At 60.0% G+C, this 26,025-nt stretch carries 21 protein-coding genes; 14 read left to right on the top strand and 7 right to left on the bottom strand.

Features of this window, described 5'->3' with window-relative positions; all coding sequences use genetic code 11:
- Positions 1-73 precede the first annotated feature (73 nt).
- The 4 genes from purH (at position 74) to J2W17_RS19765 (ending at position 6,666) form a co-directional block, all read left to right on the top strand.
- On the top strand, positions 74-1,681 hold the full coding sequence (gene purH / locus J2W17_RS19780; RefSeq protein WP_307337939.1) for a bifunctional phosphoribosylaminoimidazolecarboxamide formyltransferase/IMP cyclohydrolase: 1,608 nt from the start codon (positions 74-76) through the stop codon (positions 1,679-1,681).
- Between the two features lie 151 nt (positions 1,682-1,832).
- Positions 1,833-3,128: a phosphoribosylamine--glycine ligase gene (purD, locus tag J2W17_RS19775; protein WP_307337936.1), complete on the top strand. Its 1,296-nt coding sequence runs from the start codon at positions 1,833-1,835 to the stop codon at positions 3,126-3,128.
- Between the two features lie 99 nt (positions 3,129-3,227).
- Entirely contained in the window at positions 3,228-6,005 is a 2,778-nt protein-coding gene (locus J2W17_RS19770) for a hybrid sensor histidine kinase/response regulator (protein ID WP_307337932.1), read from the top strand.
- A 64-nt stretch (positions 6,006-6,069) separates the two neighbouring features.
- Complete coding sequence (locus J2W17_RS19765) at positions 6,070-6,666, top strand: MarC family protein (protein ID WP_064675696.1); 597 nt, start codon at positions 6,070-6,072, stop codon at positions 6,664-6,666.
- Positions 6,667-6,726: 60 nt separating this feature from the next.
- Here the strand turns inward: J2W17_RS19765 and J2W17_RS19760 are convergent, their stop codons facing one another.
- From J2W17_RS19760 to J2W17_RS19735, 6 genes are all read right to left on the bottom strand, one after another.
- Positions 6,727-7,518: a hypothetical protein gene (locus J2W17_RS19760; protein WP_307337928.1), complete on the bottom strand. Its 792-nt coding sequence runs from the start codon at positions 7,516-7,518 to the stop codon at positions 6,727-6,729.
- A 232-nt stretch (positions 7,519-7,750) separates the two neighbouring features.
- Positions 7,751-9,454: a precorrin-3B C(17)-methyltransferase gene (gene cobJ, locus J2W17_RS19755; protein ID WP_307337925.1), complete on the bottom strand. Its 1,704-nt coding sequence runs from the start codon at positions 9,452-9,454 to the stop codon at positions 7,751-7,753.
- Complete coding sequence (locus J2W17_RS19750; RefSeq protein WP_371916843.1) at positions 9,454-10,188, bottom strand: precorrin-2 C(20)-methyltransferase; 735 nt, start codon at positions 10,186-10,188, stop codon at positions 9,454-9,456. The genes cobJ and J2W17_RS19750 overlap by 1 nt, the downstream gene beginning before the upstream one ends.
- Positions 10,185-10,811: a precorrin-8X methylmutase gene (locus tag J2W17_RS19745; protein ID WP_128874366.1), complete on the bottom strand. Its 627-nt coding sequence runs from the start codon at positions 10,809-10,811 to the stop codon at positions 10,185-10,187. Before J2W17_RS19745 ends, J2W17_RS19750 begins: the two co-directional genes overlap by 4 nt.
- Positions 10,804-12,111 (bottom strand): precorrin-3B synthase, encoded by a 1,308-nt coding sequence (gene cobG / locus J2W17_RS19740; RefSeq protein WP_307338530.1) that lies wholly within the window; start codon positions 12,109-12,111, stop codon positions 10,804-10,806. Before cobG ends, J2W17_RS19745 begins: the two co-directional genes overlap by 8 nt.
- A gap of 127 nt (positions 12,112-12,238) precedes the next feature.
- Positions 12,239-12,991 carry a hypothetical protein gene (locus J2W17_RS19735; protein ID WP_307337918.1) on the bottom strand — a complete coding sequence of 251 codons (753 nt, stop codon included), beginning with the start codon at positions 12,989-12,991 and terminating at the stop codon, positions 12,239-12,241.
- Between the two features lie 166 nt (positions 12,992-13,157).
- On the opposite strand from J2W17_RS19735, the gene cbiE reads away from it, so the two are divergent.
- The 10 genes from cbiE to J2W17_RS19685 all read left to right on the top strand — a co-directional run bounded on the left by cbiE (position 13,158) and on the right by J2W17_RS19685 (position 22,115).
- A complete protein-coding gene (gene cbiE / locus J2W17_RS19730) occupies positions 13,158-14,369 on the top strand; it encodes a precorrin-6y C5,15-methyltransferase (decarboxylating) subunit CbiE (RefSeq protein ID WP_307337915.1) in 1,212 nt (403 codons plus the stop codon).
- Positions 14,362-15,459: a cobalt-precorrin-5B (C(1))-methyltransferase gene (locus J2W17_RS19725; protein ID WP_307337912.1), complete on the top strand. Its 1,098-nt coding sequence runs from the start codon at positions 14,362-14,364 to the stop codon at positions 15,457-15,459. The genes cbiE and J2W17_RS19725 overlap by 8 nt, the downstream gene beginning before the upstream one ends.
- Positions 15,456-16,181 (top strand): cobalt-precorrin-6A reductase, encoded by a 726-nt coding sequence (locus J2W17_RS19720; RefSeq protein ID WP_307337910.1) that lies wholly within the window; start codon positions 15,456-15,458, stop codon positions 16,179-16,181. Before J2W17_RS19725 ends, J2W17_RS19720 begins: the two co-directional genes overlap by 4 nt.
- A gap of 55 nt (positions 16,182-16,236) precedes the next feature.
- A complete protein-coding gene (locus J2W17_RS19715; RefSeq protein ID WP_064675686.1) occupies positions 16,237-16,572 on the top strand; it encodes a type II toxin-antitoxin system RelE/ParE family toxin in 336 nt (111 codons plus the stop codon).
- 3 nt (positions 16,573-16,575) lie between these two features.
- Entirely contained in the window at positions 16,576-16,899 is a 324-nt protein-coding gene (locus tag J2W17_RS19710) for a helix-turn-helix domain-containing transcriptional regulator (RefSeq protein WP_064675685.1), read from the top strand.
- A 117-nt stretch (positions 16,900-17,016) separates the two neighbouring features.
- A complete protein-coding gene (locus tag J2W17_RS19705) occupies positions 17,017-17,415 on the top strand; it encodes a DUF2946 domain-containing protein (RefSeq protein ID WP_307337904.1) in 399 nt (132 codons plus the stop codon).
- 47 nt (positions 17,416-17,462) lie between these two features.
- Positions 17,463-17,942 carry a copper chaperone PCu(A)C gene (locus tag J2W17_RS19700; protein ID WP_307337901.1) on the top strand — a complete coding sequence of 160 codons (480 nt, stop codon included), beginning with the start codon at positions 17,463-17,465 and terminating at the stop codon, positions 17,940-17,942.
- Between the two features lie 21 nt (positions 17,943-17,963).
- Entirely contained in the window at positions 17,964-18,410 is a 447-nt protein-coding gene (locus J2W17_RS19695; RefSeq protein WP_307337896.1) for a DUF2946 domain-containing protein, read from the top strand.
- A gap of 84 nt (positions 18,411-18,494) precedes the next feature.
- On the top strand, positions 18,495-20,612 hold the full coding sequence (locus tag J2W17_RS19690) for a TonB-dependent copper receptor (RefSeq protein ID WP_307337893.1): 2,118 nt from the start codon (positions 18,495-18,497) through the stop codon (positions 20,610-20,612).
- 126 nt (positions 20,613-20,738) lie between these two features.
- Positions 20,739-22,115: a PepSY-associated TM helix domain-containing protein gene (locus J2W17_RS19685; protein ID WP_307337890.1), complete on the top strand. Its 1,377-nt coding sequence runs from the start codon at positions 20,739-20,741 to the stop codon at positions 22,113-22,115.
- A 154-nt stretch (positions 22,116-22,269) separates the two neighbouring features.
- Here J2W17_RS19685 and J2W17_RS19680 read toward each other — a convergent pair whose 3' ends face one another.
- Positions 22,270-25,641, bottom strand: coding sequence for a hypothetical protein (locus J2W17_RS19680; protein WP_307337887.1), 3,372 nt, complete (start codon positions 25,639-25,641; stop codon positions 22,270-22,272).
- Between the last annotated feature and the right edge of the window lie 384 nt (positions 25,642-26,025).

Genomic DNA, 26,025 nt, shown 5'->3' with positions numbered 1-26,025 from the left:
TCAAACCAGAAAGGCGCCCACGTAAAAACGGTCGCCTTTTTTGCTGACTCCTTTGCTTTTGATGGAAATTGAAATGACCGACCAGACTACCCGCCTGCCGATCCGCCGCGCTTTGATCAGCGTTTCCGACAAGACCGGGATCCTCGAATTCGCCAAGGAGCTTGAAGCCCTGGGCGTCGAAATCCTCTCCACCGGCGGGACGTTCAAGCTGCTGCGTGACAACGGTGTTGCCGCAGTGGAAGTCGCGGATTACACCGGTTTCGCAGAAATGATGGACGGTCGGGTGAAAACCCTGCACCCGAAAATCCACGGCGGGATCCTCGGTCGTCGCGGTATCGACGACGCCATCATGAACGAGCACGGCATCAAGCCGATCGACCTGGTCGCGGTCAACCTGTACCCGTTCGAAGCCACCATCAACAAGCCAGGCTGCGACCTGCCGACCGCTATCGAGAACATCGACATCGGCGGCCCGACCATGGTCCGTTCGGCGGCAAAAAACCATAAAGACGTGGCCATCGTGGTCAACGCCAGCGACTACGCCAACGTGCTGGAAAGCCTGAAGGCCGGCGGTCTGACCTACGCTCAGCGTTTCGACCTGATGCTCAAGGCCTTCGAGCACACCGCTGCCTATGACGGCATGATCGCCAACTACATGGGCACCGTGAACCAGGCCGCCGAGACCCTGAGCACCGAAGGTCGCAGCGAATTCCCGCGCACTTTCAACAGCCAGTTCGTCAAGGCTCAGGAAATGCGCTACGGCGAGAACCCGCACCAGAGCGCGGCGTTCTACGTTGAAGCCAGGCCTGCCGAAGTCGGCATTGCCACCGCAACCCAACTGCAAGGCAAAGAGCTGTCTTACAACAACGTGGCCGACACCGACGCCGCGCTGGAATGCGTGAAGAGCTTCGTCAAACCGGCCTGCGTGATCGTCAAGCATGCCAACCCGTGCGGCGTGGCCGTCAGCCCGGACGCCGAAGGCGGCATCCGCCAGGCCTACGAACTGGCCTACGCCACCGACACCGAATCGGCGTTTGGCGGCATCATCGCCTTCAACCGCGAGCTGGATGCTGAAACAGCCAAGGCCATCGTCGAGCGCCAGTTCGTCGAAGTGATCATCGCCCCAAGCGTCAGCGAAGAAGCTCGCGCCATCGTGGCTGCCAAAGCCAACGTGCGCCTGCTGGTCTGCGGCGAATGGTCGGCTGATCGCGCTGCTGCCTGGGATTACAAACGCGTCAACGGCGGTTTGCTGGTACAGAGCCGCGACATCGGCATGATTGGCGCCGACGACCTGAAAGTCGTAACCAAACGCGCACCGACCGAGCAAGAGATCAACGACCTGATCTTCGCCTGGAAAGTGTCCAAGTACGTCAAGTCCAACGCTATCGTCTACGCCAAGAACCGCCAGACCATCGGTGTCGGCGCTGGCCAGATGAGCCGCGTGAACTCCGCGCGCATCGCTGCAATCAAGGCTGAACATGCCGGGCTGCAGGTAGCAGGCTCGGTGATGGCCTCCGACGCTTTCTTCCCGTTCCGCGATGGTCTGGACAATGCGGCCAAGGTCGGCATCACTGCGGTGATCCAGCCGGGCGGCTCGATGCGTGACAATGAAGTGATAGCTGCTGCCGATGAAGCCGGCATCGCCATGGTCTTTACGGGCATGCGCCACTTCCGTCATTGATACACCGATCCCCCTGTAGGAGCGAGCTTGCTCGCGATGAACGATACGGCGCCGCGTTGTTTCAGAGACCCCGCGTTATCGTTAACCACCATCGCGAGCGAGCTCGCTCCTACAGAGGTTCCAGAATTCAGCGTCACCCGAGGTTTTTGAAATGAATGTTTTGATCATTGGCAGCGGTGGCCGTGAACACGCCCTGGCCTGGAAAGTAGCCCAGGATCCCCGCGTGCAGAAGGTTTTCGTGGCCCCTGGCAATGCCGGCACCGCCATTGAAGCCAAGTGCGAGAACGTCGCTATCGACGTGCTGGCCCTCGAGCAACTGGCCGACTTCGCCGAGAAGAACGTTTCCCTGACCATCGTCGGCCCGGAAGTGCCGCTGGTCGCCGGCGTCGTCGATCTGTTCCGCGCCCGCGGCCTGGATTGCTTCGGTCCAACCGCCGGCGCTGCGCAGCTGGAAGGTTCGAAAGCCTTCACCAAGGACTTCCTGGCCCGCCACAAGATTCCGACAGCCGATTACCAGAACTTCACCGAGATCGAGCCAGCCCTGGCTTATCTGCGTGAAAAAGGCGCACCGATCGTGATCAAGGCCGACGGCCTGGCCGCCGGCAAAGGCGTGATCGTGGCCATGACACTGCGCGACGCCGAAGACGCCGTGCGTGACATGCTGGCCGGCAACTCATTCGGCGACGCCGGCTCGCGCGTCGTCATCGAGGAGTTTCTGGACGGCGAAGAAGCCAGCTTCATCGTCATGGTCGACGGCAAGAATGTATTGCCAATGGCCACCAGCCAGGACCACAAACGCGTCGGTGACGGCGACACCGGCCCGAACACCGGCGGCATGGGTGCTTACTCCCCTGCACCGGTCGTCACCAGCGAAGTGCACAACCGCGTCATGGACCTGGTGATCTGGCCTACCGTGCGCGGCATGGCCGAGGAAGGCAACGTTTACACCGGCTTCCTGTACGCCGGCCTGATGATCGACAAGGCAGGCAACCCGAAAGTCATCGAATTCAACTGCCGCTTCGGCGACCCCGAGACCCAGCCGGTCATGCTGCGTCTGCAGTCAAGCCTGGTGTTGCTGGTCGAAGCCGCCCTGGCGCAAGCCCTGGACAAGGTGGAAGCACAATGGGATCCACGTCCGAGCGTCGGCATCGTGCTGGCCGCTGGCGGCTATCCCGGTGACTACGCCAAAGGCGAGGCCATCAAGGGTCTGGATGCAGCCGCGACATTGGAAGGCAAAGTCTTCCACGCCGGTACCGCACTCAAGGACGGTCAAGTGGTGACGGCCGGTGGTCGGGTGCTCTGCGCCACTGCCATGGGCGCCAGCGTCGATGCTGCACAGCAACAGGCTTACGCGCTGGCGGCACGGATTGATTGGGAAGGCTGTTTCTATCGCAAGGACATTGGCTACCGCGCCATTGCCCGCGAGCGTGGCGCAAATCAGGAATAAGCTATCCATTCGGCAGGGCAAGGGCCTCAGGCCCTTGCCGGGCTATTCCGGCGCCGCGCATAGTTATATTCTGGCTTCAACCTACGAAGGGATTTCGCCGTGCGCTGGCTCAGGATTGCCATAGGTTTCACCGTCACGCTGATGACGCTGCTCTGCATGCTACCGGCCCAGGCCGCGCAAGGCAGTGGCTGGGCGGTATTGCTCGATGAACAGGGCGACCTGCAACTGAGCGATATCCGCTCCGCTCGCTACTCCAATCAATTCAGCCCCATTGAACTCGATCATCTCACCGCGGCCGAGCCCGATGGTGCGATGTGGCTGCGTTTCAGGCTTGCGCCCGGCAAGCATGAACAGTTGCTGCGGGTATTCGCTCCCGACCTTTCGGACCTCGACCTGTATGTTCTGGAAGGCGACAGGCTGATCGAGGAGCTGGATGGCGGCGCGGATCAGCCTCTGGCTGAGCGACCACTGCCCAACAGCGACTTCATGTTGCCGTTACCCCAAAGCGACAAACCTCTCGACGTTTACCTGCGCCTGGTGTCCGAACACCAGATGCGGCCTTACGTCACCCTGCAGTCAGCCATCATGACCGCGGCCAATCAGAACCAGACCCTGATCTACGGCCTTCTGTTCGGCTGCCTCGGGATGCTGATCCTGCACAACCTGATCCGCTACGCGTACACCCGGTCGCGCAGCTGCCTGTGGTTGTCTGGTTGTGAAGCGTTGTTGATGCTCAGCCTCGTGTTGCTGCTGAACCTTGCCGGCCCCTGGTTGCCGGACTGGCATGCGATACAGACGCCTGGCGCTTACATCGCCCTGTTGCTGACCGCCCCGTGCGGCCTGATGTTCGCCTATCGCTTTTTCGCCCCGCTCGGTCCGCACCCACTGAACAAACTGTTGCTGGGCGACATCGTGCTCATCATCGCCTGTGGCCTGTTGCTGTTGTTCGTCAACACGTTGCCGCTGAACATCATCACCTACGCCCTGGTCGCACTGGCGGGTCTGAGCATGTTGTTCGTCAGCGCCCATCACTGGCAAAAAGGCTATCGTCCCGCACGCCTGTTCGTGGCGGCGATGGGTGTATTCAACGTCGGCACGCTGATTATCCTGCCCGCCCTGCTGGGGCTGACCCTGGTCGAGCCGCAAGGCCTGATCACCGCCCTGCTGGTGTTCATCTGCATCAGCGGCCTGCTGATGAGCATTGCCCTGAGCGAACGCCAGCGCAGTATCACCGAGGACCGTTTCAGCCTCAGTCGCGATCTGGCCGCCAGCAATGCCGAGATCAATGCCAAGGCGGAATTCCTGGCAAAGATCAGCCACGAAATCCGCACCCCGATGAATGGCGTGCTGGGCATGACCGAGCTGTTGCTGGGCACACCACTCTCGGTCAAGCAGCGCGACTATGTGCAAACCATCCACAGTGCCGGTAACGAACTGCTGACACTGATCAACGAAATCCTCGACATCTCCAAACTCGAATCCGGGCAGATCGAGCTGGATGACGTCCAGTTCGATCTCAACGCGCTGATCGAAGACTGCCTGAGCATCTTCCGCGCCAAGGCCGAGCAACAGAACGTCGAGCTGATCAGCTTTATCCAGCCGCAAGTACCGCGGGTGATCAGCGGTGATCCGACGCGTCTGCGCCAGACCCTGTTGAGCCTGCTGGAAAACGCCCTGAAGAAAACCGATGAAGGCGAAATACTGATCGTCGTCGCCCTCGACGAACGCAGCGCCAAACCACGCTTGCGCATTGCCGTACAGGACAGCGGCGAGCCCATGGACACCGAAGAGCGGGATGCGCTGATGCACGCCGAACTGCACAGCAAAAACTTTCTCTCGGCACCCCGCATAGGGGGCAACCTGGGTCTGGTGATCGCCCGCCAGCTGATCCGTCTGATGCACGGCGAGTTCGGCATCAAGAGCGGCAGCACCCAAGGCAGCACCTTATGGCTGACCTTGCCGCTGGACCCTGACCGCCTCGAACACCCGACCTCCGACCTCGATAGTCCGCTGCAAGGCGCACGGGTGTTGGTGGTGGACGACAACGACACCTGTCGCAAGGTACTGGTACAGCAGTGCAGTGCGTGGGGCCTGAACGTCAGCGCCGTACCCTCCGGCAAGGAGGCCCTCGCGCTGCTGCGCACCAAGGCCCACCTGCGTGATTACTTCGACGTGGTCCTGCTCGACCAGAACATGCCCGGCATGACCGGCATGCAACTGGCGGCCAAGATCAAGGAAGACCCGAGCCTCAACCACGACATCCTGCTGATCATGCTCACCGGCATCAGCAATGCGCCGAGCAAGATCATTGCGCGCAATTCCGGGATCAAACGCATCCTCGCCAAGCCGGTGGCCGGCTATACCCTCAAGACGACGCTGGCGGACGAACTGAACCAGCGCGACAAGGGGCTCGTTACTTCGCATCATCTGCCTCCCGGCCCTGCCCTGCCGGTCAAGGTGCCCAGCGACTTCCGCATTCTGGTGGCCGAAGACAACAGCATTTCGACCAAGGTGATCCGCGGCATGCTGGGCAAGCTCAATCTGCAACCCGATACCGCCAGCAATGGCGAAGAAGCCTTGCAGGCGATGAAAGCCCAGCGTTACGACCTGGTATTGATGGATTGTGAAATGCCGATCCTCGACGGTTTCTCCGCCACCCAGCAATTGCGTGCCTGGGAGGCCGGCAATCAGCGATCCCGCACCCCCGTGGTCGCGCTGACCGCGCACATCCTCGCCGAGCACAAGGAACGCGCGCGCCAGGCCGGCATGGATGGACACATGGCCAAACCGGTCGAGCTGTCGCAGTTGCGCGAGCTGATCGAGCACTGGGTTGCCCAGCGCGATGAGCAGAACCGCGCGGCGACGCAAACGTCCTGAGCCGACAGACTCCGCAGTGCCTGATAGACTCGCCCTCGACTTCCCTCGCCAGTGAGCTTGCACCATGCTCCACGTGTTATTCAGCGTTTACCTGAAGATGCTGGTGCTCTACAGCCCGTTCTTCGTGTTGTCCTGCTTCATCAGTCTGACCCGCGGCTATTCGCGCAAGGAACAACGCCGGCTGGCCTGGAAAGTGGCGACTGCCACGCTGGTTTCCAGCGTCTTGCTGTATCTGTTCGGAAGGGTGATTTTCAATGTCTTCGGCATCACCGTGGACGCCTTCCGCATCGGTGCCGGCAGCGTGCTGTTCATCTCGGCATTGGGCATGGCCCAGGGCAAGTCGGCGGTGCAGACCGACAACGTGCAACAGGACGTGACCATCGTTCCGCTGACCATTCCTCTGACAGTCGGCCCCGGCACCATCGGCGCCCTGCTGGTGATGGGCGTGAGCCAGCCGCACTGGGACGACAAGCTCATGGCCATTGTCAGTATTGCCCTGGCCAGTTTCACCGTGGGGGTGGTGCTTTATCTGTCCAACCGCATCGAACGTATTCTGGGTGACCAGGGATTGCAGATTGTCAGTCGATTGATGGGGTTGTTTGTGTGTGCGTTGGCAGCACAGATTATTTTTACCGGGGTGAAAGGGTATCTGGTGCCTTAGCGGCAGCCGCGACTTAAAGCCAGAGGCCCGAGCTGGACGCCTCTGGCAACTGAACGTCATTTAAACCGGCGAGAATTCCATGAAAATAACTTCTCTGAGATCGTCGAGATACTGGATGCACTCAGCCTCTTTCCTCAGGTCGTCCTCGTGAATACTGAAGTGAGCTTTACCTTGATGGATTTCGACATCGGCACTGTCCCATTCCACAAAAAGAATTTTTGTATTACCCGCCGATGAGTCATAACGCAACGTACCCACGACCATCGTCACTTCAGCATCATCGTCCTGTTTGCACGCAGACACACCAAAGCCTGCACCGTTGGCTTCGGCCGCATGATGCTCGAGAAGCTTGACGGCATCAGGTTGTTTCTTTAGCGCCTCAACGGTTTTGTCCGCGACAACTTTCAGCGCACTCGCCGCGGAACCCGCCAAACCACCGACAGCAGAATGAACAATATCCAAGGCTACATTGTCCATTGTAAGCTTAGCGGTGCTGGACTTGTATTCAGTGAAAGCGCCGTAATATTCGGTCCAGCCCATCGAAAACATTAGCTTTTTGAAGCATTCATAACGAGCCACTTTCGCTGCTTTACCTGGGTATAAGAACCTTGAAGCAATATCGGCGTACGCGTACGTGTTTTTTACAATACGTTTGTTACGCCGGGTCATTCCCTCCAGAAAACCAACTACAGCGCCACCCATGACTGCGGCATTCAGCTCATCCCTATCAATCGGTAACGTAGCCGCCGAACGCACACGAGCTTTCGGACCGACACGTTCAAGTTTGGCTCGACACTGTTCAAGACATTGATCGAAATAAGCACTCGCTTCTACTTCATTCATCCTATTCATTTCAATAAATCCTTTTATTTGAATATTCACGACAGCCTGAATTAGCTCTCCACTAAAACCTATCGCACCCAACAAAGAACTTCAACATTATCAAAATCAAAAAAGAACAAACCATTAACTTAAGGAATTAACCTACATACTCTGGCGCCTTTTTTCACGAGACCAAAAATAAAAAGCCACGGCAACTCGAGTAAACACTCGTCGCCATGGCTTTTTCAATAACGAGCACGGCTCAGGAGGTGGGTTTCTCTCCGTACCAGCGCGGGGTGTACACCCAATCGCCGCCGCCTGGACGTGCAAATACGCAGGTAGTAGACGATCCCACCAGGACCATGGTGCGCATATCCACCTGGTCCGGAGTCAACTGGCCAAGCGTCGTCACTCGTAGCGTCTGTCCTGGGCGACCGATGTCGCGCCCCAGGACGACCGGCGTCTGAGGCGTACGATGTCGAGCGACGATTTCCAGCGCCCGGCCAAGCTGCCATGGACGGGAACGCGAAATCGGGTTGTAGAACGCCAGCGCCAGGTCAGCCTGTGACGCCAGATCGAGGCGCTTCTCGATAATGTCCCACGGCTTGAGGTTGTCAGACAGCGACAGCACACAGAAGTCATGACCCAAGGGGGCACCGGCCTGGGCGGCTGTTGCCAGGGACGCGGAAACGCCCGGCAAGATTTCCAGATCGACGTTGTGCCACGCCGGATCGGTGGACTCGTGCAGGGCTTCCAGCACCGCCGCAGCCATGGCAAAAACACCCGGGTCGCCCGATGAAACCACCACTACCGAACGCCCTTGCGCCGCCAGCGCGAATGCGTGACGCGCACGCTGCATCTCTTCACGATTGTCGGTGCAGTGCATCACCTGGTCGGCGCGGAATGGGCCGGCCATGCGCACATAGGTTTCGTAACCCAGCACGTCGTTGGCGCGAGCCAGCTCGGCCTTGACCGCCGGGACCATCAGTTCGGCAGCGCCAGGGCCAAGTCCGATCACCGCCAGTCGGCCGCGCAGACGGCCAATCGTCAAGGGATCCACAGGTTTCTCGGCTACCGCGATGGCAATGGCCTCATCACCCAGGATCAATACAGGCTGCTCGATGGCGTTGCTTGCCAACGTGCTGAGCGCACCGACATCGTCGGCAAAGCGCAACGGCACGCCCAGCTCAAGCGCCGCTTCACGCAGCGTCGGACTGGCCATTTCGGTGTCGGCAGCCAGCAGACAGGCCACCGATTGCACGGCGACCTTTGCCCGATGCAACGCGTCGCGAACGGCGCCGGGCACACTGACTGCGCAGGCACTCACCGCGACCACTACGTTACGCGGATAGATCAACAGCTCGTTGGCCGCAGGCTCGCGCTCGGCATGACCGACATGCACCGCCAGCCGTGCTCGCGGATTTTCCGGCAACTGTGCTTGCGCCAACCATGGGGCCGCCCCCTCGATGCGCACTGTTTCACCCGCCAGCAAATCGGCAACGAAGCGCTTGCCCAGTTCCAGATCGCCGAGGGCATACCCGCTTGGCGGATTGAGCAGGCACGTGCCGAAACGCAATTCACCACTGGTGGTGATGGCTGCCGCCACGTCCAGCACAGTCGCAATTTCTCGTGCCAGGACATTCACGCCGCCCAGACCACCGAGCAGCGGCACCACCGCGCTGCCGTCTTCGGCAACGGCCAGCACCGGCGGCTCGGCGCCCTTTTCAAGCAGCAGCGGCGCCAGGGTGCGGATCACGATGCCGGCTGCGCACAGGGCAATGATGGGAGTGTCCTGCTGATAGAGTTCGCGCAGGGTGGTGCCGAATTCGTGATATTCACGATCCGCACCCTCGACCCGTGCGGCCAGACCATGGATCAACGCGCCGGGGTAAGCCTGCTGAATTTTACGCGCGGTCGCGAGGCTGCCATTGCCGAGAATGACAATCGCCGGAGCTGGACGAGTCATCAGCCTTGCCACCTTTCACCAGGGACGATGATCAGCGAGAAGTACGGTGACGACATCGGCTCGACCTGATCCAGCGGCACGATCTTCTGATTGGCCATGGTCGCGCGTTCGACGTACAGCGCGCGGTCGGCCAAGCCGAGCTCCTTCAATACCTGACGGACTTTCGGGAAGTTGCGCCCCAGCTTCATGATCACCGCCGCATCGGCATCCGCCAGGCGTCGCTTGAGATCATCGTGCGGCAACACGCCGGACAGCACCGACAGGCTCTGATTTCGATACACCAACGGCGCACCGAGTACCGAAGCGCCGCCGAGCATCGAACAGACACCCGGCACGACTTCAGCCTCGTAACGCTCGGCCAGACGATCGTGCAGGTACATGTAGGAACCGTAGAAGAACGGGTCACCTTCACAGATCACCGCGACGTCACGGCCGGCGTCGAGATGCGCGGCCAGTTGCTGGCCGGCCGTATCGTAGAAATCGCTGATCACTTGCTCATAAGACAGCGGCGCCGGTAACGCTTCGGTGGTCACCGGGTACACCAGGGGCAGCAAGGTTTGAGCGTCCTGCAGATGCGCTTCGATAATCCCGAACGCGTTGCCCTTCTTGCCCTTGGCGACGAAGTACGCCACCACTGGCGATTCGCGCAGCAGACGCAGGGCTTTGACAGTAATCAACTCCGGATCACCGGGGCCGACGCCAAGGCCGATCAATCGTCCAGGTGCCTGCATCATTCGATCTCCGTAGCGAGGGCATTGACGGCGGCGGCGGCCATGGCGCTACCGCCCAGCCGGCCTTGCATGATGACGAAAGGCACGCCGCGACTGTCCGCCGCCAGCGCAGCCTTGGATTCGGCGGCGCCGACGAAGCCCACTGGAAAGCCAAGGATCAGCGCGGGTTTCGGGGCGCCGGCATCGAGCATTTCCAACAGATAAAACAGCGCGGTCGGTGCATTGCCGATCACCACCACGCTGCCCTCCAGGTGCGGTCGCCACAGTTCGAGCGCGGCGGCGGATCGAGTGTTGCCCAACTCGCGGGCCAGTTCGGGGACGCTGTCATCGCGCAGGGTGCAGATGACCTGGTTGTTCGCTGGCAAACGGGTGCGGGTCACGCCTTCAGACACCATCCGCGCATCACACAGAATCGGTGCGCCGGCGGCCAGCGCCTCACGCCCGGCCTTGCCCGCGCCTGCGGAAAACTGCAGACCGTCTATCGCATCGACCATGCCGCAGGCGTGGATCACCCGTACCGCAAGTTTCTCCAGATCGGCCGGTATCCGGTCGAGATTGGCCTCGGCGCGAATAATAGCGAAGGAATTGCGATAGATCTCCTGACCGTCGCGAATGTAATCAAGCATCAAGGGGGCTCCGTGAACGGGCGTCGAGCAAGGCGCCGACCGCTTCAATAGTAAGGTTGCGTGCGTGCAGGGCGCCGAAACCCGGCTGCCGCGCATCGCGAAAATAGAGGTCGTAGTGACCGGGGCCGGCAGCCAGCAGCGTGACCGGAGCCACATGCGCAGCGGCACAGGAGCGCGAGCAACCGGACAGATGAACGTTTGAGACTTGAGCATGGCCCTGCAGCAGAGCCGCCAGTTGCAGGGCATCACCCTTGGTGTCGGCCAGGCCTTTGTCGCACCCTGTCGAACCGGTGCAGGCGATCAACCGCGACAAGGCTTGATCGGCTTCGCACAACAGCCCCAACTGATGCAGGCGGCGGATGACTTCGGCGGCGTTTTCGCTGCGAATGTTCGGCAACAGCAGGCTTTGCCATGGCGTGAACCGCAGCGTTGCATCACCGTATTCCTGCGCCAGTCGAGCGGCGCCTCGGAGCATGGCGCAATCGAGCCGGCCCAGCGGCGGCACGGCGCCGACATAGACATGACCGGCTTGCGCCTGCGGATGAGCGCCAATGTGCAAAACGCTTGAACTCAATGAACGCTGCCACTTTGCAACAGGCTCGAAGGACACACGCTCGGCCAGCCGGGCGAGGAACTCGGCGGCCGGTATACTGCTCAGCAAATGCCGCATCCGCGTTTGATCGGGAGCCGCCAGTTCCAGGAACAATTCGAGTACTGCGACCACCACAGCATGGCCATCTTCGAGTGCAACAGAACCCGCCGGCCGATCCGTGGGACATCCCGCCAGGCCGAAAGCCAACCGCCGCTCGCCCTCATGCTCGACGGCCGACAACCACAGATCATGGGGATGCTCGAGCATCGCCAGACTTTCGCCGCCATCGAGTTGCACCGCGAATTTGGCGCTGAGCGCGTGAAAGGGGGCATGTCCTTGCAGGGTGGCGAGGATCCGCCGGGCCAGGTCACGTGTATCGAACAGCATCTGGCGATCAATTCCCGCGCTCGGGCTCAGCATCAGATTACGCACATCGTCGCCCGCCGCATTCGCAGGGCCAAGGCCTGCGGCGAGCAGACTTTCGATCAACGCTGCCTGCTCGTTGGCGATGCCGCGAATCTGCAGGTTAGCCCGGTTGGTGGCCTCGATCACTGAACGGGCATAACGCTGCGCACCCTCGGCAACGGCATTGGCCTGCACTGCACTGATGGCGCCGCCTGCGAGTTTTATCCGGCAGATACCACCATCTCTGGCCTGTACGATACGCAGCAACCCCGGACAAGCCGAGGGGCGTAAAGCGCGGGACACAGGGAGTTTGTTCAAAGGGGATGACCGGATCAGAAGTGGACGCACCTCCTGACGGAGGCGAGCCGTATTATGCCTGCTTTACCGCGCGGCATCATAAGTCCGCGTGTCGCAAATGCTCCGGCCTCCCTCACAGACGCTCCTGATAGAACTCGAACAAGGTGTCTGCGATCCGATCGAGCCGGTCACTCAACGGCGATCGGACTTGTTCAAATCTCACTCTGTTCAGGGTGAAAGGTGCCGCTCGATGCATGAGCGTCACATGGCCCTCGTTCCAGTCCCAAAACAGAAAATTCTCGCGCCGGGATCGCGCCCTCAAGGAGAAATCACTCAAATCCAGTGACAACCGCCCCTGGTTATCATATTCAGCGGGGGCGATCGCAAACTCCCTGCCACGCCGACTTTCCGTGGACAATGCCCCCAGCACCGAAGTATTAACCAATAGCGCTTCAAACATCTCTTGGGCAACTTTCGCCATCTGGCTGTTAATCGCTGCAATCCGGTGTAAGTAAGTCTGACTTACCCTGCCTGAAAAGTTATCGTAACTTTGCTCGACGACCCTTTTTTCGTCGACCTCCCAACCCATGTCTCCTAGCACGACGGCAAACAAGGAAAACCAGCCCTGAGCGTCTGTATCACGATTGCGTTCCTGACTTGCATACCACTGGGCGTACCGCACGCTTGAGTTGACGTCTCGCTTGTCCTGTCGTGTCATGCCCCTTGCCGTACTGATCAGATTACCGCCCAACAGCGATCCGGCAGCCGCTCGTTGATCCAGCAAGGCACGACTTTGAACGGCCTTTATATTTCCGGGTGCAAAATCACGTTCAAACGCTTCAGAATAAGCCGTCAAGTCCAGGCCTGCTATTTTCTTGAGATCCATAGTTCATCCATTTGACTATTAATAAATCCTTTCGTAAGAATCAGGCTATACAACTTCAGATCCACCAGCCACTGACCAGCGCAGTTAACTTCATACATTCCATTACTCGAATTCACTGCCGCCGCGTTATCATGTGCCGCTTTATGCAGATGAATAGAGAACACCTATGGCACCCTGGCTGACCGTGACAGGTATTGGTGAGGACGGCTTCACCGGTTTGGGCAAGTCTGCCCGGCATGCGTTGCTGGCCGCGTCGAAGATCTTCGGCAGCCAACGACAGTTGGACCTGTTGCCACCCTGCATCCGCGGGGAGCGCCACACCTGGCCCAGTCCGTTCTCCCTCGATGCGTTGCTGGCCATGCGAGGCGAGCCGGTTTGCGTGCTGGCCAGTGGCGATCCGATGTTCTTCGGCGTCGGCGCCAGCCTCGCCCGGCAATTGCCGAGCGATGAAATGTTGATCTTGCCGGCGTCCTCTTCCTGCTCTCTGGCCGCGGCGCGATTGGGCTGGCCATTGCAAGATGTGGTGACGCTGTCGGTGGTCGCCCGTCCTGTCGCCGCGCTCAACGCACAATTATTCAGCGGCGCTCGCCTGCTGGTATTGAGTAACGACGGCCGAAGCCCTGCCGCAATCGCTGCGCTGTTGCGCGAGCGCGGGTTCGGGCCCAGTCGCCTGAGCGTGCTGGAACATCTGGGCGGTGCAGCCGAGCGACGCATCGACGGAGTCGCCAACGACTGGACCGATCCGCAAATCGCCGACTTGAACCTGATCGCCATCGATTGCATCGCCGAATCGACCACGCCGCGCCTGTCGCGACTGGCCGGCCTGCCGGATTCGGCCTTCAGGCACGACGGCCAATTGACCAAGCGCGACGTACGCGCCATCACCCTCGCCCGTCTCGCCCCGGTTCCCGGCGAACTGTTATGGGACGTCGGCGCCGGCAGTGGATCGATCGGCATCGAGTGGATGCGCGCCCACCCCAGTTGCCGCGCACTGGCGATTGAAGCCGATGAGGGGCGCCAGCAATTGATCGAGCACAATCGCGATGCCCTCGGCGTGCCCGGCCTGCAACTGATTCGCGGCAGTGCGCCGCAAGCGCTGGACGGCCTCGAACGCCCGGATGCGATTTTCATTGGCGGAGGCGTGACCCGCGATGGCGTGCTGGACAGCTGTTGGGCCCGGTTGAAACCTGGCGGACGACTGATCGCCAACGCGGTCACGATGCAGAGCGAAATGACCCTCATGGCCTGGCGCGAGCAGCACGGCGGCGAGCTGACGCGCATCCATATCGCCCAGGCGCAGCCGTTGGGCGACTTCGATACCTGGCGCCAGGCGCTGCCGATTACCTTGCTGGACGTGGTCAAGCCTTTCGATGCGTGACGAAACCGCCGAACAACCCGCACCGCTGCGCAGCGGCCTGACCACCGGCAGCTGCGCCACCGCCACCAGCCTCGCGGCGGCTCGCCTGCTGCTCTGCGGAGTGAGCGCGGATGCGGTGCAAATCGTCTTGCCTAAAGGCAAGCAGGTACAGATGCGCCTGGAATTCTGTCGGCTGCTGGATGAGGGCGCCGAAGCCGGAACCCTCAAGGATGCCGGGGACGATCCGGACGTCACCCATGGCGCCCTGCTGTATTCGCAGGTACGCCTCGATGCTGCGCCGGGCATTCGCTTCAATGCCGGCCGTGGCGTCGGTACCGTCACCCGGCCAGGCCTGGTGCTGGGCGTCGGCGAGCCGGCGATCAACCCGGTGCCTCGCAAGATGATCAGCGACCACCTGACCCTGCTCGCCGAGGAACTCGATTATCGCGGCGGCTTCGAGGTCACGGTGAGCGTCGAGGGCGGCGAAGCGCTGGCGTTGAAAACCATGAACCCGCGCCTGGGCATTCTGGGTGGGCTATCGATTCTCGGTACCAGCGGCATCGTCCGGCCATTTTCCTGCGCCGCCTACATTGCCTCGATCCATCAGGGTATCGATGTGGCCAAAACCAACGGCTACCTGCACATCGCGGCGTGTACCGGCAATGCCAGCGAAGACACCATGCGCCGGGTCTACGACCTGCCGGAAATCGCCCTGATCGAAATGGGCGACTTCGTTGGCGCCGTGCTCAAGCACTTGCGCAAGGTACCGGTGGCCAAGCTCAGCCTGTGCGGCGGGTTCGGCAAGATCAGCAAGCTGGCGGCCGGGCACATGGATCTGCACAGTCGGCATTCGAGCATCGACTTGCCACAGCTGGCCGAATGGGCTGCTGCCATCGGCGCCGATGAGGCATTGCAACAAGCGATCCGCGAAGCCAACACCAGCCAGCAAGCCCTGGCCATGGCCAGCGCCGCCGGGATCGCTCTCGGCGACGCAGTCTGTCAGCACGCCCTGGACTTCGCCCGAAGCGTTGTGCCGGCGCAGGTTCAGGCCGAAGTATTTGCCATCGATCGCCAGGGCGGGATTGTCGGCCACGCAGGAGCCTTTCGATGAAACGCATTTTGTTGCTGGGCGGTGTGACGGAGGCCCTGGCCATCGCCCGCACCCTTGGACCGGAACACATTTACAGCCTGGCCGGGGTCGGTCGCGTACCGGCCGACCTGACCTGCCAGGTTCGTGTCGGCGGCTATGGTGGTCCAGAGGGGCTGGCGCAGTTCATCCGCGATGAAGGGATCGATCTGTTGCTGGATGCCACTCACCCCTACGCCGCACAAATAAGTCAGAACGCGGCGACCGCCGCTTGTTCAAGCGGTATTCCCTGCTGGGCGCTGAGGCGTCCGGCCTGGAAACCACAAGCCGGGGATGACTGGCGCGAAGTCGGCGACTGGGCCGAGCTCATCCAGGCACTCAAACCTTTCCAGCGACCGCTATTCACCCTCGGTCGCGAACCCTTGCAACACCTGGATGAAATCCCGCCGGAGCAATTCTGGACCTTGCGCGCGCTGGAGGTTTATCCGGGCAACGAGCGCTGCGAAGTGATCGGCGCGCGTGGGCCGTTCCTGATCGAAGATGAACGCGAGCTGTTTGAACGCCGGCAGATTGATGTGCTGATCAGCAAGAACAGCGGCAGCACGGCCACCGAGCCGAAGCTGGAAGTGGCGCGGGAGCGCGGGGTGCCGGTGATGGTTCTGAAGCGGCCGGTGTTGCCGGGGGTTGATCGGGAGCTATTGACGCTTGAAGAAACACTTAACGCGTTGGCGACTCGCACCCAGTGAGGCAAATTAACGGCTTGCATGAACAGTAACCTATTTGTTACCTTCAGGGCCGCCTGTGATCATACTTGAAGAATATTTGCTGGAAAACGAAACAAGCCCCTTCAAACGCTGGCTTTCCACCCTGGATGTGCAGGCAGCGCTCAAGGTATCCAGCGCGCTGGTCCGATTGGAGCTAGGGAACACATCAAATATCAAGTGGTTCGATGGCCTTGGCGAATATCGAATAAATTGGGGGCCAGGTTACAGAATCTACCTGGTGCAAGAGGGGAAACGCCTGATCATTCTTTTTGGTGGAGGCGATAAGTCCACTCAAAAATCCGATATCAAGCGGGCAAAAACACTCATAGCCGAATTTCGAACCCGAAAAAAAGCCGAACGAAACCGGAGATAAGTCATGGCGCTCACCCGAAGCTATAAACACACCATTGCCGAGCGTGCCCAACGCGACCCGGAGTTCGCCCAGGCATTGCTGGATGAGGCTGCTACTCTGTTTCTTAATGGTGAACCTGAAATGGCCCGAATCATTTTGCGCGATCTCGTTAATGCCACCGTTGGTTTCGAAGAATTGGCCAAGGAGACTGCAAAACCCAGCAAGAGCCTTCATCGAATGTTGTCTGCCAAAGGCAACCCAAGCATGGACAATCTGGCTGCAATATTCGCGGTGGTTCGCGCTACGCTGGGAGTGGATATACAAGTGCATGCGGTGCGTGCCCATTGAAGGCGTGAAAAGTCAGCAGCTTTTACTGCGACACCACACCGCACGCCGCTTTTTTACTTATCGGCCCTGATCAGGCTAAATAGCCGCGCCTGATCGCCCACCCACCGGATTCGTCCCATGTCCCGACAACGGCTCGCAATTGCCTGGATCGCCTGCTTCGCAGTGCTGTTCAACATGCTCGCCATGCCGATGACCGGAGCGATGGCGCAGACGGCGAAATCGCCTGCCGAACAGATGCTGTGGGGCAGTTTCTGCTCGTCCAGCGGCACGAAGATGGTGGCGATTTCCCTGGGCGATATCCAGCAGAAAGCCCCGCAGGGCGACGATCATTCCAACATGCAGCATTGCTGGTGCTGCTCCGGTTCGGCACCATTGGTGGCCTTGCCCGGGCATATGCCGCAGCTGTATTACACGCGTTTCGAGGCCAATCGAAGCCGTCCCGCGGCCACGCTTGAAGCCCCCACTCCCCGCCAGCAATGGCCGAGTCTCAACCCCCGCGCTTCTCCCCCGGTGTGATTCTTTCTCGCAATTGACTGCGTCTTGAATCGTTCCGGAGAACTGCCATGTTGAACAAACTCATCGTTCTGGCTGCGTTGCTGCTGCCTGCCTGCTTTGCCAATGCCCACGAATACAAGGCCGCAGAGCTGGAAATCGCTCATCCCTGGTCGCAGGAATTGCCGCCCAATGCGCCGACCGTCGCGGCTTACTTCGTGATCCATAACAGAGGTAAAACCGCTGACCGATTGCTCAGCGTCGACTCGCCCATTGCGGGTATCGCCCAGTTGCACGAACACGTGAAGCAGAACGACCTGATGAAAATGCAGCAGGTGCCGAGCGTGGAAATCCCCGCGGGTGGCGAAGTCACTTTCGCCCCCATGGCCTATCACGTGATGCTGCTGGAGCTCAAAGACCGCAGCCTGCTGAGCGATGGCAAACGATTCCCGATGACCATGCATTTCGAGAAGTCCGCAGATGTGACCGTCGAAGTCACGGTACAGAAGAAGGCCCCGGATGGCATGCAAACACACGCGCACGTCCAGTAAGCAGCAGAGCTGAACAGGTCCATGCGCCCGCTTAGCGCCAGGTCATCCGCAAGCCGTCGTCAGCCATTGAGCCTGACCCGCGGCCGCTGGATCGGCTTGTTTGCCATGTTGATGATCTTTATCGGCCCGCTGATTTCTCAGTCGATGCCGATGGATCAACGCGCGTCCGCACTGATGAGCATGTCGATGGACATGGGCCTGGACAGCCCGGCCATGGCGCACGCCGACCACGGCGAGCAACCCGATGCCGAGCACTGCCCACCCCAGGCAGACCATCACGCACTGTGGGAAAAGTGCGGCTATTGCAGCCTGCTGTTCAACTGCCCGGCACTCACCGGCGGCCAGTCCTGCGTCGCATTCGACACGCTCAAAGCCACAACCTACACCACCCCCTCCCCCCGCCTGGGTCACGCCCGGGCAACCGTTTTCCCCGGTGCCCGCACCCGCGCCCCGCCCATCGCCGCGTAAACACCCGCCCCCGATCTCACACGGTTCAGAAGACAGCCCCAGGCTGCCGGCCGTGTCGTTTACGACTGTTCGATGGAAATTGTCATGTCCAGGTTTTCTGCTGACACATGCTTGAGCGCTGCCCAAGCCACTTTTGTCCTGAACGAATCCAGCATTCGTTTCAGGCACGCCACCGCATTCCTCTGCGGAGCACTGTTTACCCCCATGGCGCTGGCCGATGAACACGCCGGTCACAGCGAAGAACTGAGCCCGACGGTCATCACCGCCATCGCCCCCAGCTCGCCCCTGACCATCGTCACCAACCCCAAGGACCCGCGCCAACCGGTGCCGGCCAGCGACGGTGGCGATTACCTGAAGACCATTCCCGGCTTTGCCCTGGTGCGCAATGGTGGCACCAACGGTGATCCGGTGCTGCGCGGCATGTTCGGTTCGCGACTGAACATCCTCACCGACGGCGGCATGATGCTCGGCGCCTGCCCCGGCCGGATGGATGCGCCGACCTCGTACATCTCGCCGGAAACCTACGACAAACTCACCGTCATAAAAGGGCCGCAGACGGTGCTCTGGGGACCGGGGGCTTCGGCCGGGACCATCCTGTTCGACCGCGAGCCCGAAAGCTTCGGCGAGCTCGGAACGCGAGTGAATGCCAGCGTACTGGCCGGCTCCAACGGGCGTTTCGACAAAGTGCTGGACGCCGCAGCTGGCGGGCCTCTGGGTTACGCGCGGGTGATCGGCAACACCGCACATTCCGACGACTATCAGGATGGCAACAACGACACCGTGCCGTCGCGCTATGACAAATGGAATGGCGACGTGGCACTTGGCTGGACGCCGGACGCCGATACCTTGCTGGAGCTGACCGCCGGCAAGGGCGACGGCGAAGCGCGTTACGCCGGGCGTGGCATGGACGGCTCACAGTTCAAGCGCGAGAGCCTCGGCCTGCGCTTCGAGCGGTCCAGTATCGGCGACGTGCTGGATAAGGTCGAAGCGCAGATCTACTACAACTATGCCGACCATGTGATGGACAACTACACGCTGCGCACGCCGTCCGGCACCGGGATGATGGCCGGCCCCATGGCGTCCAATGTCGACCGCCGGACCCTCGGCGCACGGATCAAAGCCACCTGGCGCTGGGCCGATGTGCAGTTGATCAGCGGCATCGATGCGCAAACCAACGAGCATCGCCAGCGCAGCGCCATGGGGATCGACGTCTACAAGGACCTGCCCCGCAACAAGGACGCCGACTTCCACAACTACGGCGCGTTCAGCGAACTGACCTGGTACGCCGCCGACCGTGACCGGCTGATTACCGGTGCGCGCCTGGACCGGGCTTCCGCAAGGGATTATCGACAGACCATCGGTTCCGGGATGATGACGCGCCCCAATCCCACCGCGGACGATACCCGCGCAGACACCCTGCCGAGCGGCTTCGTGCGTTACGAGCATGATTTGGCCGACAGCCCGACCACGCTGTATGCCGGCCTCGGCCACACCCAGCGTTTCCCGGATTACTGGGAGCTGTTTTCGCCCAATTCCGGTCCCACAGGCTCGGTGAACGCCTTCGATTCGATCAAGCCCGAAAAAACCACTCAGCTCGACTTTGGCTTGCAGTACAAGACCGAAGACCTGGAGGCCTGGGCTTCGGGCTACGTCGGACAGGTGCGCGATTACATCCTGTTCAACTACACGCCCGCAATGATGGGCATGACCTCGCAGGCTGAGAACATCGACGCACGGATCATGGGCGGCGAACTAGGCGCAGCCTACATGCTGACCGACAACTGGAAAGCCGATGCGACCCTGGCCTACGCCTGGGGCAAGAACAGTAGCGACGGCACTGCGTTGCCGCAAATGCCACCGCTGGATGCACGTTTCGGCCTGACTTACAGCGCAGACAACTGGAGCGCCGGGGCACTGTGGAGAGTGGTCGCCGCGCAAAACCGGATCGATCGAAACAAAGGCAACGTGGTCGGCAAGGACTTCGACAGCACCTCGGGTTTCGGCGTGTTTTCGCTCAACGGCGCCTATCGGATCAACCAGCACTGGAAGGTCAGCAGCGGCGTCGACAACCTGTTCGGCAAGGCTTACGCCGAGCATTTGAACCTGGCCGGGAACGCGGGTTTTGGCTATCCGGCCAATGACCCGCAAGCCATTAAAGAACCGGGGCGAACGCTCTGGACCAAGGTCGATATGAGCTTTTAAGCGCTTCGCGAGCAGGTTCGCTCCCACATGGACAGTGTTGAACCTGTGGGAGCGAGCCTGCTCGCCAATGACTGCGCTGCAGTCACCAGACAACAACAAAGAACCAAGCCAAGCGGAGCACAACCGATGAAACAGCCCAAAGTGAATTTCTACAACCTGGCCTGGCGCTGGCATTTCTATGCCGGTCTGTTCGTCGCGCCCTTCATGGTGATGCTGGCGCTGACCGGCGTCATCTACCTGTTCAAGCCGCAACTCGACCCATTGATGTACGGCAGCCTGCTGAACGTCCCGGCCGGGCACCACAACGTTCCGGCCGACGAGCTGCTCAAGCGGGTGAAAGATGCTTATCCACAAGCAACGATCAAGCAGTACCTGCCACCGGTGAACGCCGAACGCAGCGCCCAGTTTGTCGTACTCGATGCCGGCAACGAACTGAACGTGTTCCTCGACCCCTACCACGGGGACATCCTCGGTGAGCAGGACGCCAAGATGAATCTGCAAGCGGTGGCGCGCGCCATCCACGGCGAATTGATGATCGGCACGGTCGGTGATCGACTGGTCGAACTCGCCGCTGGCTGGGGCATCGTGCTGGTGGTTTCCGGCGTATTTTTATGGTGGCCACGAGGCCAGGCCGCCGGCATCCTGTGGCCGCGCCTGAGCAGTCGCGGTCGAGTGCTCTGGCGTGACTTGCACGCGGTCACCGGCTTCTGGGGCGCGGCGTTTCTGCTGGTGATGCTGCTCAGCGGCATGACCTGGACCGGGTTCTGGGGCAAGCAATACGCCGGCGTGTGGAACGTGTTCCCGGATGCGATGTGGAATGACATGCCCAAGTCCGACGTCGAGGCGCGCAGCCTCAACAGCGCCACGCGCCAGACTGTGCCATGGGCGATGGAAAACACGCCGATGCCGATGTCCGGCGACCACGCCGAACACATGGCCCACGGCGGCGCGCAGGCCGGCCCTGCCGCACCCACCATCAGCCTGCAAGACGTGCAGGATATCGCCGAACAACGCAAAGTCGAACCGGGCTACAGCATCACCTTCCCGACCACGGCTACCGGTGTCTTCACCATCGCCGTCTTCGCCGACGACCCGCGCAACGATGCCACCCTGCACGTCGACCAATACACCGGCGACGTCCTCGCCGACGTACGCTGGGAGCATTACGGCAATGTCGCCCGCGCCACGGAAATGGGCGTGATGCTGCACGAAGGCAAGATGTTCGGAGTGTTCAACCAGATCATTGTGCTACTGATCTGCCTGATGATTCTGCTCAGCGCCGTCAGTGGTGTGGTGATCTGGTGGAAGCGTCGCCCGCAAGGCAAGCTCGGGGTTCCGCCCCTGCGTCACGACCTGCCGAAATGGAAAACCGCGATGGTCATCATGTTCGCACTGGCGGTGGCGTTTCCGTTGGTGGGCGCTTCGCTGGTGGTGGTGTGGCTGCTGGATCGGCTGCTGTCGCGATTCAACCGGCAAACTGAATCGGTCTCATCTTCGTCATGAAACACCCAATATACCTTCGCCGCCCCCCGCCGAACCTATAGCAACCGGCGGGCTGATTTCCATCGGATTGATGTGCAAGCGACGAGCAACGCCCTCTGACCCCGGAGTCAGAAGGCGCTGCTCAAATTATCGTCAATTCGATCCAGTCAACACGCTAAAGCTCATCATGACGCTTCAGCGTCAAACGCTCCTTCTCCAGACGGGTATTACGCCAGTTGACCCCCAGTCGCCCGGTCTGATTCCAGTAATGTGCAGCCTTCAACACCCGTAATTCACCGATATTCATCAGTCTGGAAATAAACTCCCCGGGAGAGAGAATTGTGACCCACTGACCGCCGACGAATTGAACCGTCTTCGTCAACAGTAAAGCCTCTTCGTCTTTCGTATAGGCGGGGGTGTATTTGAGCAATGCGCCGTGAGGCGTGGAATAGTAGTAAGCCGTAATACCGAACCCTTTGGCCTTGAGCTGATAAGTGTGCGCATGGAGCAGCGCTGGCGAGGAAAAATTTACATAAACCTCTTCGATATCGGTAGCCAGTGTCGTGTTTCCCGATTGATAGAGCTGGTGGCCAGCCATCAGCGAGTAGCCACCGGGAAACTTCGGCGGTTTTTTTGTCGCTGGCGCATTGCTCGCCGTACGGAAAATCAGGTCAACGGCGTCACTGGAAGGGTTCGGGTTCGCCAAGGGCTCCAGGGCAATGTAGGAGTGACTGCTGGACTTAGCCAGGATCGCGCTTTCATACACTGTCTCTTGCTCATAAGCGCTACCTGCTCGCCGTTGGGCATAGCAAGCAGCATCGTCGCTATGCTGAAAAATCGGCCCCAGGGCCAACACCTGCTTATGTGACCACAACTGCTCGGCAGAGACCGCGGGCATACGCGGCTGCCAGTCCTCCCCCACTTCACCCAGGCGGGACCAGTATGCGCTGGTTATCAGGACTTCCAGCTTGCCGGCCTTGGCCATTCGCCGAACATAGCTGCTCAGTTTGAATTGACCCTTGCCAACATCGCCCCAGTCACTGCTCGCCTGTTCCCGTGAGGCGAAGGGATTTTCTCTTAACTGAATCTGACCGAATTTGTCGAGCGACGGAACAGGGTCGAATGCACTGAGCGCCAGCTTCAGTAAGGCACCATCGGCACAAGAGAAATACATCGGCTTGAACCCTTGGGGTGTCCACGCACGAGTCCGTGCCAGATGCATATCCATCGGTGAGAAGAAATGCCGGTAGTCTTCGTCAGTCAGACCCTGCGGTATCTGCGCAGCGCACAGGTAAAGTCCGCTGGCAATGTAGCGGTAAGGTAGAGCACCAGGGAAAATACGGTCATACGCCAACTGCGAGCCTTGCACTTCAGTCGGCAGGTTCGCGGTGTAGGAACCATCCCGGGTATGACTGAGAATGAATCCAAAGCTCAGTGCTGCGCGGTTGCCGGCCTGTTCATGGACGAAGCGTGCAGCATCCTCCTCCTGCGCGAACACCGGGCTGTAGGCCGGATCCGCGACAGCCAACGCGTAAACGGATTGGGTAGCCACCACCGGATAAGGCTCAAAAGTTGTCACCGCACCGGGCTGCCCCCACAGCCGACTCCCGGCTATTACTTGCAGAGAGCCTGTCTTCACCAGGCTTTTCACCCAAGCCGTCGGCGTCAACTGCCAACTGTGAATGCGTTGCTTGATCCAGGCGCCATCAAGATCATGGGGCAGACTTTTGAAGTCATTCAACGCATTGGCCAGGTCGGCCTTGAAGCGACTCCAGAGACCCGTGCGATAGCGAATGACAGAGCCATCCGGGTTGAACAAATACTCGTCCAGATGTTGCGCCTGGCGCATGAACGCCGTGTAAACGCAATTGACCGAAAGCATGTTGAGGTACACCTGCTTGTCGGTCGGGGAAAACAGCACAGGCAACTCCCGGGATACCCGCGAGCGATACCGCGCAACGATGCTGCAGCCTGCGGGGAATTGGCCATAGGTGACACTTTCATCCGGAAAAATCCATTTGGTATCAAAGTCTTCCTGTATGACGCCAACCGGTTCGGTCGCCACAAACAAGCCGTCCGCACGCTTCAGTATCAAGCCGCCATACAGCTTTTTTGTGCTGTCGGAGGGCAACTGCGAGCGAGCGTACAAAGACGCGTCGTCGGCTGTCAGAAAGACAGGGCCCAGAGAGCGGCGTTGAAGGCTCGCGCTCGGTGACCAGTTGATGTCAACCACTCCACGCCTGTCCCAGCAGAGACTGGTGCGCATGATGCTTAACTCACCGCTGTTGGCCACCACTCTGACAAAACCGGTCGAGCTCAGCTTGCCGCTCATCAGGTTGTCTTGGATAGTCACCGCCGACAAGAGCTCCGAGTCGTCGTCAAACAGTTTGCTGTCCTTGCGAGCAACATATTTCAGAAGGGCTCCGTCTTGAGTCGAAACATAAAGAGGAATGCGTGCGTCCGTTTCCACAACCGGACGTCGCTTCGAGTTGTACCGCACGACAAACAAGTCTCTGGGCACGATGAAATGTTGCGCCAACCAGTTTTCAGCCTGGTTTGGCACGTACTTGACTCGCTGGCGCAAATAGAAATAGGAGTGCGGGACGAACGACTCCGGGTACAGACGCTCCCTCGTCTTGTCTGAGAGGCCATACAGGCTGTTCAGGGAGTACAGTTTGTCCCGCACCCCACTGGCAGGCACCAGTTCTGAGGCGATGTACTCCTCCTTGCCCTGTTGTTTCAAGATGAATCCAAACCAGGTCCGCTCATCCTCATGTTGCTCGACGCCCCTGGCATATCGGTCCAGCGCCGCTTCGTCTGCCGAACCGAAAATCGCACCATGAGACACCTGCTCCGGCACGCTCCGCTCCCATGGCCCGACGATGATGGCATCCGTGACTTTCCCCCGAGGCCACCAACGGCCGTTGCTGATCACCACCTGCAAATCTCCGGCGGCCACCGCTTCCCTGACGAGTTTGCCGGGTTTGACAACACCCGCTTCTAGATCCGAGGCCAGTTTTCCAGGCGCAACGGCCGTTCCCAGCTGATCCAGGAACTGCTTCGCGAGCGAACGATCGGGTTTGAACCGGATCAAGCTGTCTTCGGCCCCCGAGAGATAGGCCACTTCTTCACCCTTAAGAATGTGGCGTAACTCGGCGACACTGAACATCAGCAAACTCAGTGCGGCGTCGTCGGGGGACCAACCCAGGTCGTACACTTTCTGTGCATCGAGTGTCGAGAGCGCTACATGCGAATAGAACAAACCCTGCAAGACATGGTTGTCGGGAAATACCGGCATCCCCTGCCCGTCCACCGGATACAACTGTCGGCCATCCATTGAGCCTTTCCCGGATGCCCTGGGCTCGGTCACTACAAACCGCTGATCATCACGCTTGAAAATGCAACCGATGTATTCATGGTCACGCTGTTTTCCAACCTGTTCATGCGCATAACGCGCGGCGTCATCCGCCGAGAGAAACGCCCGGCTCAACGCAGGCGCTGAAACCTTCTCTGGCGGCAACTCGATTTGCTGGGAGAATCCTTCCATAGTGTGAAACTCCATATGTAAAAATTAATTCATAGCTGAGGCATGACTCTGAAATGCTGGGCTCAACACTGGCCGGCCCGCGTCGCTGGCAGTTATAAGTGGAGGACTGAGCGAAGGCAGTTCAACCATTGACTTCGCTACACCTTTGTCTCGATCTGGTATGCCATCCATGGTTCACCTATTAATAGGACGAAAGAAATAATCAACTATCACTCATTGAGTTCATTCCTAATGAGCAGCATCAATTTAAAACGCTGTTCGATCCTCGGTGCGATATATATGTCTTTAGCAATGCATTGATACAGACGGGCGGCCGCGCAGCGCTGCATTTCCAGCGCGACACGTCACAAGCACCAATCTGGCGCATCCTGCGCATCAGCCCAC

Origin of the sequence: Pseudomonas lini (assembly GCF_030812475.1) — a bacterium.
GTDB lineage: Bacteria > Pseudomonadota > Gammaproteobacteria > Pseudomonadales > Pseudomonadaceae > Aquipseudomonas > Aquipseudomonas lini_A.
Note: the sequence above shows the minus strand (reverse complement) of the source record. Positions and strands in the feature narration are given on the sequence as shown.

What these genes read in the sequence shown, in the direction of transcription:
- purH (WP_307337939.1), top strand. Translation starts at nt 74, where the DNA reads ATGACCGACCAGACTACCCGCCTGCCGATCCGCCGCGCTTTGATCAGC.
- J2W17_RS19700 (WP_307337901.1), top strand. Translation starts at nt 17,463, where the DNA reads ATGTTGAACAAACTCATCGTTCTGGCTGCGTTGCTGCTGCCTGCCTGC.
- J2W17_RS19695 (WP_307337896.1), top strand. Translation starts at nt 17,964, where the DNA reads ATGCGCCCGCTTAGCGCCAGGTCATCCGCAAGCCGTCGTCAGCCATTG.
- J2W17_RS19710 (WP_064675685.1), top strand. Translation starts at nt 16,576, where the DNA reads ATGGCGCTCACCCGAAGCTATAAACACACCATTGCCGAGCGTGCCCAA.
- J2W17_RS19685 (WP_307337890.1), top strand. Translation starts at nt 20,739, where the DNA reads ATGAAACAGCCCAAAGTGAATTTCTACAACCTGGCCTGGCGCTGGCAT.
- J2W17_RS19720 (WP_307337910.1), top strand. Translation starts at nt 15,456, where the DNA reads ATGAAACGCATTTTGTTGCTGGGCGGTGTGACGGAGGCCCTGGCCATC.
- J2W17_RS19765 (WP_064675696.1), top strand. Translation starts at nt 6,070, where the DNA reads ATGCTCCACGTGTTATTCAGCGTTTACCTGAAGATGCTGGTGCTCTAC.
- J2W17_RS19705 (WP_307337904.1), top strand. Translation starts at nt 17,017, where the DNA reads ATGTCCCGACAACGGCTCGCAATTGCCTGGATCGCCTGCTTCGCAGTG.
- J2W17_RS19750 (WP_371916843.1), bottom strand. Translation starts at nt 10,188, where the DNA reads ATGATGCAGGCACCTGGACGATTGATCGGCCTTGGCGTCGGCCCCGGT.
- J2W17_RS19745 (WP_128874366.1), bottom strand. Translation starts at nt 10,811, where the DNA reads ATGCTTGATTACATTCGCGACGGTCAGGAGATCTATCGCAATTCCTTC.
- cbiE (WP_307337915.1), top strand. Translation starts at nt 13,158, where the DNA reads ATGGCACCCTGGCTGACCGTGACAGGTATTGGTGAGGACGGCTTCACC.
- J2W17_RS19690 (WP_307337893.1), top strand. Translation starts at nt 18,495, where the DNA reads ATGTCCAGGTTTTCTGCTGACACATGCTTGAGCGCTGCCCAAGCCACT.
- J2W17_RS19680 (WP_307337887.1), bottom strand. Translation starts at nt 25,641, where the DNA reads ATGGAAGGATTCTCCCAGCAAATCGAGTTGCCGCCAGAGAAGGTTTCA.
- J2W17_RS19735 (WP_307337918.1), bottom strand. Translation starts at nt 12,991, where the DNA reads ATGGATCTCAAGAAAATAGCAGGCCTGGACTTGACGGCTTATTCTGAA.
- J2W17_RS19760 (WP_307337928.1), bottom strand. Translation starts at nt 7,518, where the DNA reads ATGAATAGGATGAATGAAGTAGAAGCGAGTGCTTATTTCGATCAATGT.
- purD (WP_307337936.1), top strand. Translation starts at nt 1,833, where the DNA reads ATGAATGTTTTGATCATTGGCAGCGGTGGCCGTGAACACGCCCTGGCC.
- J2W17_RS19725 (WP_307337912.1), top strand. Translation starts at nt 14,362, where the DNA reads ATGCGTGACGAAACCGCCGAACAACCCGCACCGCTGCGCAGCGGCCTG.
- cobJ (WP_307337925.1), bottom strand. Translation starts at nt 9,454, where the DNA reads ATGACTCGTCCAGCTCCGGCGATTGTCATTCTCGGCAATGGCAGCCTC.